Below are 12,319 nucleotides of genomic sequence, written 5' to 3'. Positions count from 1 at the left end.
GTGGAGCGGCCAAGGTCGACGAGGCCTTATCCAGCCCAAGACGTCGAGGAACCCCGTAACCGAGCTAAAGGCATTTGTAGTAATCGGCCTCTCGGCGGCTGTATTTTCAGGTAAAATTGGTATAATGCTAGAAATCCTTTTAAATAGACTCGTTATATCATAAATGGGCCGTATAACGCGGTTTTTTAGGAAGGTATATGCCATGTTTATATTGTTCCTACTAGGTTTATTGTTTCTATACTTCAAATCGAAAGCAGGCGCGCTGGATCACATGAGGGCTATGCTTTTCTTGTCATTGATAGTCCCGTTGCTTTTCTCCATAGCCCTAGAAGACGCCGTGAGGAAGACGCGGCAAGCTTTATAGCTCAAGCGTCAGAGCTCTCGTGTCTACTGACAGAGAGATGACGATATGGGAACACTTGATGGAATTAGCGACTAGGCTGAGGCGCGTCCTCGTCGTATCAGTAATAGTGTTCCTCTTCACCTTAATGCCCACGCCTCAACACCTCTCGAACCCGGCGCAGTTCCTCGCCGGCTTTTTCGTCACGGGCAACTTCACGACTCTGTCCTATGAGGTCTTCTATAATTACATAATAAAACCGGCGTTGCATATAACGAACGTCAACCTCATGTTGATCTCGGGCGACGTCTTTGCGCCATTCAACGCTCTGTTGTACGTATCGCTATACTTCACGTTGTTGGCTATCGTGCCTTATTTGGTCTACGAGATATGGGCTTACGTCAAGCCGGCGCTCTACCCCCACGAGATAAGAGCTGTGGGGAAGTACTTGGTCTTCGGCGTTTTGTTGTTCTACTTGGGGAACCTCTACGGCTTAGGTCTAATCTCGCGCTACTTCCTCAGATTCTTAATCGACATCTCAAGCGTCTTGCCTGGGGTAACGCCAGTCTTCAACATAGCCTCGGTCGTCGACGTGGTGATCCAGACGGCCCTCTGGTCCGGCGCGTTCTTCGAAGCGCCGGTCGTCGTGGCTATTCTTTCGGAGCTGTGTATTCTAAATCCTTGGAGCCTCGCGAGCTATAGGCCGGTCATCTATGCAACATCATTGATAATAATAGCGATCTTTACGCCCGACGCCACGTTAATTTCAGTCTTCCTCACGTTTTTGCCCTTCGTGGTCCTCTTAGAGGCGGGAATTGCGTATTCCAAGAAAATAGTCAAGAAATGTCCCGACTACTCCTACATGGCCAAAGGCCCCTCGGGAAGGCGGTACTAGGCGAAAATTAAATTAAGGCGAACTTAGCGAAGGCATGGACTTTCGCCAAATAGAGGAGAAATGGCAGAGGCGTTGGGCTGAAGCGCGCGTCTTCGAGCCGATCCCCGAGCCGGGAAGGCCCAAGTTCTTCATCACGGCGGCTTATCCATACCCCAACGGCGCCATCCACATAGGCCATGGCAGAACGTATCTAATCGCCGACATAATGGCCCGTTATTATCGGCACAAGGGCTACAACGTCCTCTATCCGATGGGCTTCCATTACACGGGAACCCCTATACTGACCGTGGCCGAGTCCATTGCCGCAGGCGACGTCCACGCCATGGAGGACTTCAAGGCAATCTACGACGTGCCCGACGAGGAGCTGAGGAAGATGGGCGATGCGTTGTACCTAGCCAACTACTTCAAGGAGCTCTCGAAACAGTACATGAAGAAGTTCGGCCTCTCCATAGATTGGACCCGCGAGTTCACGACCATAGATCCAGAATACCAACAGTTCATCAGATGGCAGTTCAAGAAGCTCCACGATAAGGGCCTCTTGGTGAGGGGGAAACACCCAGTGGGCTGGTGCCCAAAACACGGAATGCCCGTAGGCGCCCACGACACCAAGGACGACAAGGAGCCCGATATAGGCGAGTGGACTTTGATATACTTCGAAGGAGAGGACGGGCTGATATACCCCACGGCCACCTTAAGGCCGGAGACCGTGCTGGGCGTGACTAACCTCTGGATAAACCCCGACGAGGATTACGCAATAGCTGAGGTGGACGGGCGGAGGATGGTGATCAGCCTAGACGCGGCTTTTAGGCTCTCGTTCCAAGCCAAGGTAAAGACGTTGGATAGGGCCAAGGGCTCGGCCTTTGCGGGCCGCAAAGCGCGCAACCCCGTCACGGGCGAGCTCGTGCCGATTTACCCAGCCTCGTTCGTGGACGTCAAGACGGGCACAGGCGTCGTCATGTCAGTGCCGGCGCATGCGCCGTACGATTACGCGGCGCTCCGCGACCTAGGCGAGGTGAGGCTTACACCCCTCATATCGGTGGAGGGCTACGGCGAATATCCCGCCAAGGACGTGGTGGAGAGGATGGGGATAAGGGACCAGAGAGATCCGAGACTAGAAGAGGCCACCAAGGAGGTCTACATGGCCGAGTTCAACAAGGGCTACATGAGGCAGGATATAGTGGAGAGGGTGGGCTTGCACTTGCAAGAGCCGGCCCGCTCGCAAGTCCGCGGGTTCTTCTCGTCGTTCATAGCTGGAAGGCCCGTGAGGGAGGCCAGAGATAGGATAAAGGCTTGGATGGAGGCCTCGGGCATAGCCGGGAGGATGTACGAGATAATGAACAAGCCCGTGTATTGCAGATGCGGCACCGAGATCGTAGTGAAGGTGCTGGAGGATCAGTGGTTCTTGAACTACGGAGATCCCAGTTGGAAGAACCTCGCGAAGGAGCTCTTGGCCTCCATGAGGCTGATCCCGCCAGAGGCCCGCGCCCAGTTCCTCGCGACTATAGACTGGCTGGACAAGAGAGCTTGCGCTAGGACTAGGGGCCTAGGAACGCCGCTTCCTTGGGATCCGACATGGATAATAGAAAGCCTAAGCGACTCGACGATATATATGGCGTATTATACAGCGATCAGACGGATAAGGGAATTTGGCTTGAGGCCGGAGCGGTTGAACGAGGATTTCTGGGACTATATATTCCTCGGCAAAGGCCAACCGGCCGAAGTGGCCAAGGCCGTGGGGGCTAGCGTCGAGGCGATCGAGACGATAAGGCGGGAGTTCCTGTATTGGTATCCGCTAGACTGGCGCAATTCGGGCAAAGACCTCATACCCAACCACTTGACCTTCTTCATATTCAACCACGTGGCGATATTCCCGAAAGAGCTCTGGCCCAAGGGTGTTGTCGCGAACGGATGGGTGCTAGTAGAGGGAGAGAAGATGTCCAAGTCCAAGAGGAACGTATTGGCGTTAGGGAAGGCCGTGGATCAGTTCGGCGCAGATCCCTTGAGGGCGACTTTGGCCATCTCGGCCGAGGTGGACCAAGACTTGGACTTCAGATCCAACGCGGCCAAGTCCGTTGCCAAGCACCTAGAGGAGATATACAACTTAATCGTAGCCACCGCAGAGAGAGTCAAGAGGGAAGACGAGGGCTTGCCCGAGAGGTGGCTGAGGTCGGAGGCGGCCATGTTGCTAGAGAAGGCCGCCAAGGCGCTAGAGGACGTATTGATAAGGCAGGCCGCAGTGCACGTCCTCTACGATATGCGCAAAGTCGTCGAGAGGTATTTGGAGATGGTGGAGGCGCCCAGCCGCGCCGTGTTGGAGGTCCTCAAGGCTTGGGTCGTGGCCATGGAGCCCTTCGTGCCCCATCTAGCCGAGGAGTTGTGGGAACGGTTGGGCGAGAAGCCGTTCGCGGCCAAAGCCCCGTGGCCGAGACTCGCCGTGGACAAGAGGACCTTGTTGGCGGTGCGCTACGCCGATCGCCTCATAGAGGACATCTCGAAGCTCAAGGAGCTGAGAAAAGACGCAAAGAGAGTAGTAATATATGCCAATAACAACTTCGCCTGGGCCAAGGCCGCTTTAAAGGCTAAAGACGTGAGAGAGTTGATGGCGTTCGGCGTTCCCGGAGAGCTCGCGAAACGGCTCCTCGACGCCGTTAAGCAACTCGACGACGATTTCAAGGCGCTGGTTGCTGATGTGGAGAGCTTCGACGAATACGAGGCGTTGGCCGAGCTCAAGACGTTCTTGTCCAGAGAACTGGGCCTCGAGGTCGCGGTTTACAGAGCTGACGACATCAACGCGCCGGATTTAGGCGGGAAGAAGCGCGCGGCCCTTCCGCTGAGGGCGGGCTTATATCTGGAATGACATAAATAACCAGGCGCGGAGTTCTTCGGGCCTCCGGCGTGAGACCCCGAGAGGCGGGCGCCGCCTCTGTGAACGGGCCTCCTCCAGGGGGCCCACAACGATTCCGTAGAACGTCGTGCGAAGGCCTTAGCCTCAGCGGCCTATCGCCGCGGGCCTCCTCTAAGGCCTCTGCCACCCCGCCGCAGAGCGACGGCGCTCCTTAACGCCATAGCGACTGCCGACTTGATCCCGCCTGTTTTATACGCATCGAGCACGGAGGCCCAGTCGAGGCGCAGGGCTACGACTGTCGACGCGAAGGTTAGAGCCGATATGAAGGCCATATAGGCCCAGAAGGCCGCGTCGCCAGCTATGAACTCGACGGCCCTATACGTCGCGAGGGCGTATACTACGTGTACCAACGCCCATACGAGCTTAGCCGGCAAAAGCAAAAACAACAACCTCTTAGCGCTGTAATCGCCGGCTCTCAGCAACAAGTACACTTCGTCATCGGGTAAGGGGGAAACTGCTACCACGAATACGGCGAGGTCCAGTTTATCCTCGGGCACCATTTCAAGCAATTCCTTAAAGGCCTCTCTACTCCGCCTAGGCATAAGCCTCTTCAGAAGATCTCCGAACTTCAACACCACGAGCTTCCCCAACACAGCGCCGAGGGCGGACAGAAGCACGGCCGAGGTAAGGCCTAGGGGTTCCTTCGCGTTTTTTACAACATATAAGGCTATGGGCAGATAGTTGGGAATTGGATTAAAGGGTATGCTCTGTATCGCAAAGGTGGCGAGGAAAAGCCAGTGAGGCGTATGCCACGACCTCAGAACGGCCTCAACGCCGAGGAACAACGAGGTCATAATCTTAAAGAACACGGTAGTTTATGAGGCTTCAAGGGAAGATAGCGGCAGTGACGGGCGGCGCTAGGGGCATTGGCGCCGCCATAGCCTACAAGCTAGGAGTAGAAGGCGCTAAAGTCGCCATATTCGACATCAATAAGAAGGGCGGCGAATATAGGGAGAGATGGCTCAAGGAGAGGGGAATAGACGCGCTCTTCGTCCACGGAGATGTGTCCGAGGAGGCGGACGTCGCGCAGTTCTTCGACATGGTGGAGAGGAAATACGGCGGCGTCGACATATTGGTAAACAACGCAGGCATAGGCAACTTCAAGGACTTCTTCGAGGAGTCGCTCGAGGATTGGTATAGGGTGATAGATACGAACTTAACAGGCCCTTACTTGTGCTCCAAGTACGCCGCAAAAATCATGGCCAAGAGAGGAGGCGGCGTAATAGTGAACATAGCGTCCACCCGCGCCTTCCAGTCGGAGCCCAACACTGTGCCGTATTCGGCATCTAAAGGCGGCCTTATAGCGCTAACGCACTCGCTCGCAATAACCTTGGCCAAGTACAAGATCAGAATCGTTTCCGTATCGCCAGGATGGATAGACACGAGCTCGTGGCAGATCCCGCCTAGGGAATCCCGCTTAACGGAGCTCGACCACGGCCAACACCCAGCCGGCAGAGTCGGCGATCCAATGGACGCGGCGAACCTCGTGGCGTTCCTCGCGTCGGATGAGGCCTCCTGGATAACCGGCGTTAATTTCACCATAGACGGCGGCATGACCGTCAAGATGATATACCTAGATTCGGCGGTCTTGTCCGAGGCCATTGCAATGTTGACCGACGGTGAGTTCGCGGCCGATATTAAGGCCATACTAGAACACTGGGAGGATCTAGGGCCGAGGGCGAAGAAGGCGTTCGCTGATATTACGCGACGAAGATCAGCCTAGCCACGGGCGCCTTTCGCACCTCATGAGTCCCCTCGCAACGACGGCTTAAACTGATCAACTCGCTTCCTCCCTCCGCGCTAGTTTGTGGGATCTGCACAAGAACGACGTATTTGCGTTTTACATATCCTAATTCAGAAACTAACAAAATTAGAGAAATAGGTAGGTTAATAAATTTAAACCTCCGCTACACTAGGGCTTATGAAGTGCGAAAGGCGTCCCGCTCGCCGCGCGGGGCTGGGCCTCGCTCCCCGCCCGGCAAGCCGTGAATGCCCCGAGGATGAGGCCGTTGGCCGACTAAGATGAGGGGTGGGGGGCAAAGCATATGGCTCCCGTCGCAATATGTGCCCGGCGTGTTGAGCTCGAAGAACTCCTCGCGGCATATATCGAACTGTAGCCCTCTGGCCTCCGCCATCTTTTTCACGAGCTCTAGAACGCGCCTCCTGTACTCGGCCGGGGCGTACCGTTGGCCGTGGATGAACGCGCCGCGGATCCAGTAGAGCTCCTTCAGCCTTTCGGCCACTTCAGGAAAGGCCCTCGCCAGCCTGGCGAAATTATCCGGCTTGGCCTTATAGGTGCTGGCGACCAACTGCCTCGCGCCCGCGTCGGCCGCTGCATTCACGACGGCTGAAAGCGATTCGGCCGAATCGTTAACGTACGGCACAATTGGGTCTAGCCTAACGCCGACGGGGATGCCTGCGTCGGCCAATTTCTTAACAGCGGCGATTCTGGCGGACGGCCTAGGCGCCCTCGGCTCTAGCCTCTCGACCACCGCGTCGTCCAGCGTGGTTACCGTGATCTGGACGACCGCCTTGCCGGGATGTTTGGCCAAAATATCGAGGTCTCTCAACACTAAGGGCGATTTAGTCACGATTAAGACCCTATAACCCGCCTCGAGCAACAAGGAGAGGGCCTTCCTGGTCAAGCCCAGCTCCGCCTCGGGCGGCGTGTAGGGGTCGGACGAATTGGACAACGAGATGACGAGGCCCTTCGGGATCCTCCTCAAATCCCTCTTTATCCGCTCTAGGAGATCCTCCTTAGGCCTCGGCGAGAAGGCCTTGGCGATATAGCCCGTGATGTAGCAGTAGGTGCATTGATGGCCGCATCCGGTATAGGGGTTGAGGCCGTATTTGGGCGGACAAGGACAAAGCGGATTGCGCCAAGGATCGAACGGTCGTATGACTGACACGGAGGCTGATTGCGATTAATGTATTTAACGGCTACGGCCTATACGCCATGAAGACCGGCATAGGCCCTATAGACGAGCAACTTCCGCCGGATGGCTTGCCGCCGGGGTACTTGGTGCTCATAGAGGGGCCTTTGGGGGTCGGGAAGACCTTCTTGGCCTATTGCCTCGTGGTCTCGGCGATGAGATCCAAGGCGCCGGCGGCCGTGATGGCCATCGACGCGCTTCCGGAAGACGTTGCGGAGACGTTGAGGCGGAGAGGCGTCGATCCCTCCTCTGCTATAATAATCGACGGCTTCTACGCGCCGACGGATAAGCTCAACAAGATGAAGGGCTGGGGCAAGGCCAAGCTAGACGTGCTCGACACGAGGGCCGTCCTCGACAAGTTGGCCGAACTCGTCGACGACTTAAGGGGAGGAGTCCTAGTAGTGGATTCCCTCAACGAGATCATCTTGAGGTCCTCAAACGTCTTCGAGCTCTTCAGAGGCTTGAAGATATTCGCGAAATACACGGGGTCTGTGGTGGCGGGAGTCGTCCACACAGACGTCGAGGACGTCAAGAATACCTTGGCCCTCGCCGAGCATTTGGCGGATTTCATAATCCAAGCTGAGGTAGATCCCGATTTGGAACAGATGGGCCTCTTCATCAGAAGAATTAGGATCGCGAGAGCTAAGGGGCTCCGCGTGTCCCACGACTGGATGCATATAGATATAGTGGACGTCAAGATCGTGGAGATCGACGTGAAGTCGCTGTTGCGCGACTTGAACAAAAAGGCGGCAGAGCTGGGGATACGGCTCGGCGCTTAATCCTTTTTTTAAGTGCTCAGATGTCGCAGTGCTCACCTACAGCTTGAGGTGCGATCCGGAGAAGGCCAAGGAGGCCATAGGAGGCGACTACGCGGTGGTCGATCTAGGAGGCCCCGTGAAGGTGCTCGAATCCATTGTGACCTTATATTCGAACGAAATCCCTCTTTGTATGTATAAATCGTGGCGGTTGACGTATACAGATATTTCTCAGCTGGGCTTGACCAAGGCCGAGGTGTACGTGAAAGGGGATAGGGCCATAGTGAGACTCGTTAGGAGCGACGAGAAGTTGGGCTTGAAGGAGCTAGTAGAGGGAAAGCCCCTCATAATATACGCCATGGACGTAAACGAGGGCGGGATCGTCTACAGAGTCTTCAGACTCGGCGGATATACTGAGTTGTTGGCCAAAGGCGTGGCCTCCAGCTTGGGAGAGGTCTTCGTGCCGAAAAGAGGAGTCAACATAGCCATAGTCGATATACCCATGATGCCGCAGTACGAGAAGACTTTGAGGGAGCTTTTGGCGCTGAGCAAGGAGCACTTCGTAGAGCTGCACACCACTATGCTCTCAGACGTCTGCCCTGTGTGCGGCGACAGGATGGTCAAGAGAGGCCGCTTGGTGTATTGTCCCAGGTGCAAAGTCCAGCTGAACAGAGACGTCAACGCGGCGTGGACTCTCGCGAGGAATATCATCAGGAGGCTGGGGAGGATGGAACAACTGGCGGAGCTCAGAGAGGTCTTCACGCTCTCCTACCCCGACGTCTGAACCGCTTCGGCTAGCCCCGGCGAACGCGGCGGCGTTTCAAGATATCTCTGGCCTCTAGGATGCCCCGAAGCGGATCAACTCCGGCGCAGTTCTGTGCGGCGATCCTCAACGCCACGCCGCCTATTGGATCGGGCTCTGCGTCCGCCTTGGCGAAGAAGTAAAGTCCTTTCATCTTAACAACAGCTACGTCGCCCTTCAACGATATCCTTCCGAAACCTCTCACCGTCGGCGTCTTGACGACCGAATAGCCCTCTACGCGACCAATAGGTGCCATGGGCTCTAGACATATTGATATCTTGTTAAAAGGAGCGTCCAAGAGCTTATCCAGCGCCTTCAAGGGATATGATATAGGAAAACAGATGGAGAGATCGGCGAGTAGCGTTCCGCCGAACCAGTCGATCGCCAACACCACCAAACTGGGGAGCTCTGCGTCGCATATCGAGGCCCTCCACTCGACGGCTATGGACCTCGCGAAGCGCGACGCGCGCTCGACGAGTTCTCTAAGCGTCGCTGGCTTGTTATATACAAGTGTATAACGGACTCTCCGTTGCGCAACGCCCTCTATATAGGCCTTTTTGAGTGCGATAGGCGCATCCAACTGGCTAGATAGAGCGCATCTTTATATACCCCTCCACAGCCAGACCTATGCCGCGAGAGGAGGAGTGGGAGGAGGAAGAGGAGCTTTGGGAGGAATTCGAGGAGGAGTGGGAAGAGGAGGAGGAGTGGTAAAAGCGCAAATTTTTCTCGCTCATTTTTTAGCGAGATCTACACGCGGCGCTCCGCAAGCCCTAATCCTCAAGGCGGCTGTTACTCCCGGATCTCAAGAACGAGCTCAACGCCTTGGCGAGCGCGATGGGCGCCCGAGGCGTCGTCAATAAGGCAACGGTCAAGGTCTTCACGTGGTCGTCGTAGTCTACGGCTAAGAACTCGGACTTGTCGAGGATCTTCAAGGCCTCGTGGACAAAGCCCTTCTCGTACATGAGCTTATACGCCAGACGGGCCGCCGCGAGCTTGAGCAGAACTCCGCGCATCCTCTCATCGTAGAGAGACGGCCGCCCTAGCCTTAGGGCATCGCCGAGCTCCACGCCGCTCTTCAAGGCGAATATTATGCCGCCTCCGCTTAAAGGCTTGGTGAGACCCGCTGCGTCTCCTACTAACGCTATACGCCCATGCACTAGCCTCCTCACGGGCGGACCTGCGAGGACACCTCCGCCGAAGGGCTTACCTATAGGCTCGCCGCGGACGAGCTTGACCAGCTTCCTCAGCCTCTCCACGACGCAACAAGTATCCGCGAGCCCTACTCTGTAGATGCCTTTGTCTAGCTCTACGATCCAAGAGAAGTACGACCTCGATAACTTCTTGTTATACACAACAGTTATACCCTCTAATCCTATATCGCCCCTCATGTCGATTTGAAGGCCGGGCAGCCTAACGATGTGTCCGTACGTCCTCGAGAACTTCCTGACAGCGCCCTCGGCCAACACTATCACGTCATAGGGCCCGCGGGCGCCTGCCGATGTGAGAAGGAACCGGCCTCTTATTGCCTCGACCCTTTCCCCCAATCTAAGCGAGGGGACCCGCTCTGCTAGCCTCTGCTCTAGGCCAGGTCTATCGAGCAGATACACGCCGCCCTTCACGCGGAAGTATACGTAGTGCCCCTCTAGGTCCGTGGCGACCAGCCAGTCGTATTTGTTCAACACGACCCCTCTCGGCACTCCGAGATTCTCGGCGGACTTCCCGCTGACGAGGCTAGTGCAGTGCCTCGGCAAGCCGACCTCCCAATGTTCCTCGAACACCTCGGCGTCTATTCTCGATGCCAGCGCCAGCCCGGCAGGCCCCGCCCCCACAACGGCTATTCGCACGCCTCATTGATCGAGGTTTATTAAATAAACGCCGTGGTCCGCTGAGCTTTGCCAACAGTAGTTTTTTATGACGGAGTTCAACGCTTTACCTCAGTGCAATACAAGAAGGCGGTCAGAGACCCCGTCCACGGCTTTATAAAATTGACCGAGGAGGAGGTGAGGCTCATAGACGGCGAGCCCCTCGTCCAGAGGCTCAGATACGTCAAACAGCTGGGCTTTGTATATTTGGTGTACCCCACGGCCACCCACACGCGTTTCGACCACAGCCTCGGCGTCATGCATATCGCCACCCTCATCGGAGAGCGCGTCATGCAACAGCTGGGCGAAATCGATGAGCAGCTCTTAAAACACCTAAGGGTCGCCGCCCTGCTCCACGACTTGGGCCATATGCCCTTCTCCCACTCGTTCGAGCCGCTCTTGAGGGAGTTGATACACATGGCCTTGAGGAGGAAATGCCTCGACGTGGATCTATCCCTCTTCGATAGGGGGAAGCCCCACGAGGTGACGACTAGACTGTTGATAGATAGGCTGTCGTTAAAATTATCGGAGCTGGGCTACGGCCCCGGCGTCATTAAATCGCTTCTTTTCGAGAGGGACGGGAAGCTTAAGTTGTTCAGCAACATCCTCTCGGGCTCCTTCGATGCGGATAGGCTTGATTACGTCATGCGCGACATGTTCTTCACGGGGGCGGCCGTCGGCACAAACCTCACGCACGTGGACCTCGAGCGCATTGTGGAGAACTTAGAGATCGTCGAGGGGAAGTTCCAGTTCAACGAGAAGGCTAGGGTGAACTTGGAGGGCTACCTCATAACGCGTTACAACCTCTACAGACATGTATACCTGCACCATAAGACCGTGTTATTCACCGAGATAGCGCGGAGGATACTCGCCGACAACATCTCGAAATGCGCCGAGGGCTTAGGCGACGGAATAATCTGCGAATACCTGTGCGAATTAGCTAAATTCGCGGCGGGGCAAGCGGACGAGCACAACGTGTGGAAGGCCACCGACGACTACTTCGTGTCGGTAATGGCGAGGGACGAAAGGTTCCGGGATCTGCTGTCCCGGAAGCCACCGGATTACGTAACTTTATGGAAGAGGGAAAAGGACTTCATCGAGGTGTTCAAGGACCCGGCTCGCGTCAACGAGATGGTGGACAAGCTCGGGCCCCTGCACTGGGCCGTCATGGACGAGCTGAAGAAGAGGTTAGTAGAGCGCCTAAACGTGGAGCTCGCCGAGGTCGCCGAGTGTAGACTATCGCCCGACGACTTGATACTCTCCTATGTCAGCTTCGATCCCTACGCGGAGGACCTGTACATTTCCACGTCCATGGGCCCGTTGCCCCTCTCCAGGATATCCCCGTTAGCGGAGGCCGTCAACGAGGCCTGGAGGAGGGCACCCCATATATTTATATACGTGAGGAAAAGCGTGGTGGAAAAATGCGGCGAACGCACGGTGATGGGCCTTAAATCTGTATTGGAGCCGCTTATGGACTTAGCCGTGAGGAGGATATCAGCTTAGGGACACGCCCAGAGTCCTCCTCACGTAGTCCACGACGATGTCCTTGGTCTTCTCGAGAAGCCATCTGCCCTCGGCCGTCAGCTCGGCCACGCCGTCCTTGATCGCGACCTCGCGCTTCACCAGCTCCGGCCAGATCCTCCAGTCGTATCTAACGCCTGCCCTTTCGACGGCCTCCTTGGCTAGCTCGTTCAGTTCCTCGACCTTGGCGGGCCCTTCAGCGAGCCGTTGCAACACGACTAGCCTGATGTACTCCCCCACGGGGCTATAGCGGACCGACTGGGCGTACATGTGGATAATGAGCAGTTCTATATATAACGTCCTTAG

At 56.1% G+C, this 12,319-nt stretch carries 12 protein-coding genes; 7 read left to right on the top strand and 5 right to left on the bottom strand.

The window, feature by feature from the left end; translation table 11 throughout:
• The first annotated feature begins 163 nt into the window (after positions 1 to 163).
• From ACZ5PA_RS04610 to leuS, 3 genes are read left to right on the top strand one after another with little or no spacing between them, the layout of a single operon-like run.
• Positions 164 to 364 carry a hypothetical protein gene (locus ACZ5PA_RS04610; protein ID WP_464931101.1) on the top strand — a complete coding sequence of 67 codons (201 nt, stop codon included), beginning with the start codon at positions 164 to 166 and terminating at the stop codon, positions 362 to 364.
• A 19-nt stretch (positions 365 to 383) separates the two neighbouring features.
• Positions 384 to 1,235: a twin-arginine translocase subunit TatC gene (tatC, locus tag ACZ5PA_RS04605; protein WP_464931100.1), complete on the top strand. Its 852-nt coding sequence runs from the start codon at positions 384 to 386 to the stop codon at positions 1,233 to 1,235.
• A gap of 34 nt (positions 1,236 to 1,269) precedes the next feature.
• The gene (gene leuS / locus ACZ5PA_RS04600) at positions 1,270 to 4,092 is read left to right on the top strand and encodes a leucine--tRNA ligase (protein ID WP_464931099.1); all 2,823 of its coding nucleotides are present in this window, start codon (positions 1,270 to 1,272) and stop codon (positions 4,090 to 4,092) included.
• Between the two features lie 140 nt (positions 4,093 to 4,232).
• On the opposite strand, the gene ACZ5PA_RS04595 is transcribed toward leuS, so the two are convergent.
• Positions 4,233 to 4,934, bottom strand: coding sequence for a hypothetical protein (locus ACZ5PA_RS04595; RefSeq protein WP_464931098.1), 702 nt, complete (start codon positions 4,932 to 4,934; stop codon positions 4,233 to 4,235).
• Positions 4,935 to 4,957: 23 nt separating this feature from the next.
• Here ACZ5PA_RS04595 and ACZ5PA_RS04590 point away from each other — a divergent pair, with 23 nt between their 5' ends.
• On the top strand, positions 4,958 to 5,863 hold the full coding sequence (locus ACZ5PA_RS04590) for an SDR family oxidoreductase (RefSeq protein ID WP_464931097.1): 906 nt from the start codon (positions 4,958 to 4,960) through the stop codon (positions 5,861 to 5,863).
• A 196-nt stretch (positions 5,864 to 6,059) separates the two neighbouring features.
• Here ACZ5PA_RS04590 and ACZ5PA_RS04585 read toward each other — a convergent pair whose 3' ends face one another.
• Positions 6,060 to 7,049 (bottom strand): SPL family radical SAM protein, encoded by a 990-nt coding sequence (locus ACZ5PA_RS04585; protein ID WP_464931096.1) that lies wholly within the window; start codon positions 7,047 to 7,049, stop codon positions 6,060 to 6,062.
• Positions 7,050 to 7,096: 47 nt separating this feature from the next.
• On the opposite strand from ACZ5PA_RS04585, the gene ACZ5PA_RS04580 reads away from it, so the two are divergent.
• Positions 7,097 to 7,852, top strand: coding sequence for an RAD55 family ATPase (locus ACZ5PA_RS04580; RefSeq protein ID WP_464931095.1), 756 nt, complete (start codon positions 7,097 to 7,099; stop codon positions 7,850 to 7,852).
• 28 nt (positions 7,853 to 7,880) lie between these two features.
• The gene (locus ACZ5PA_RS04575) at positions 7,881 to 8,612 is read left to right on the top strand and encodes a zinc ribbon domain-containing protein (protein ID WP_464931094.1); all 732 of its coding nucleotides are present in this window, start codon (positions 7,881 to 7,883) and stop codon (positions 8,610 to 8,612) included.
• A 10-nt stretch (positions 8,613 to 8,622) separates the two neighbouring features.
• Here ACZ5PA_RS04575 and ACZ5PA_RS04570 read toward each other — a convergent pair whose 3' ends face one another.
• Both ACZ5PA_RS04570 and ACZ5PA_RS04565 read right to left on the bottom strand, forming a co-directional pair.
• Positions 8,623 to 9,210 (bottom strand): hypothetical protein, encoded by a 588-nt coding sequence (locus tag ACZ5PA_RS04570; protein WP_464931093.1) that lies wholly within the window; start codon positions 9,208 to 9,210, stop codon positions 8,623 to 8,625.
• 190 nt (positions 9,211 to 9,400) lie between these two features.
• Entirely contained in the window at positions 9,401 to 10,474 is a 1,074-nt protein-coding gene (locus tag ACZ5PA_RS04565) for a geranylgeranyl reductase family protein (RefSeq protein ID WP_464931092.1), read from the bottom strand.
• A 93-nt stretch (positions 10,475 to 10,567) separates the two neighbouring features.
• On the opposite strand from ACZ5PA_RS04565, the gene ACZ5PA_RS04560 reads away from it, so the two are divergent.
• Positions 10,568 to 11,995 carry an HD domain-containing protein gene (locus ACZ5PA_RS04560; protein WP_464931091.1) on the top strand — a complete coding sequence of 476 codons (1,428 nt, stop codon included), beginning with the start codon at positions 10,568 to 10,570 and terminating at the stop codon, positions 11,993 to 11,995.
• Here ACZ5PA_RS04560 and ACZ5PA_RS04555 read toward each other — a convergent pair.
• Positions 11,987 to 12,283, bottom strand: a complete 297-nt coding sequence (locus tag ACZ5PA_RS04555) for a hypothetical protein (RefSeq protein ID WP_464931090.1) — start codon at positions 12,281 to 12,283, stop codon at positions 11,987 to 11,989. The genes ACZ5PA_RS04560 and ACZ5PA_RS04555 overlap by 9 nt on opposite strands.
• Positions 12,284 to 12,319: the final 36 nt, after the last annotated feature.

Source organism: Thermoproteus thermophilus, assembly GCF_055392855.1.
The sequence above is the reverse complement of the archived record's forward strand: the minus strand, read 5'-3'. Positions and strand labels throughout refer to the sequence as shown.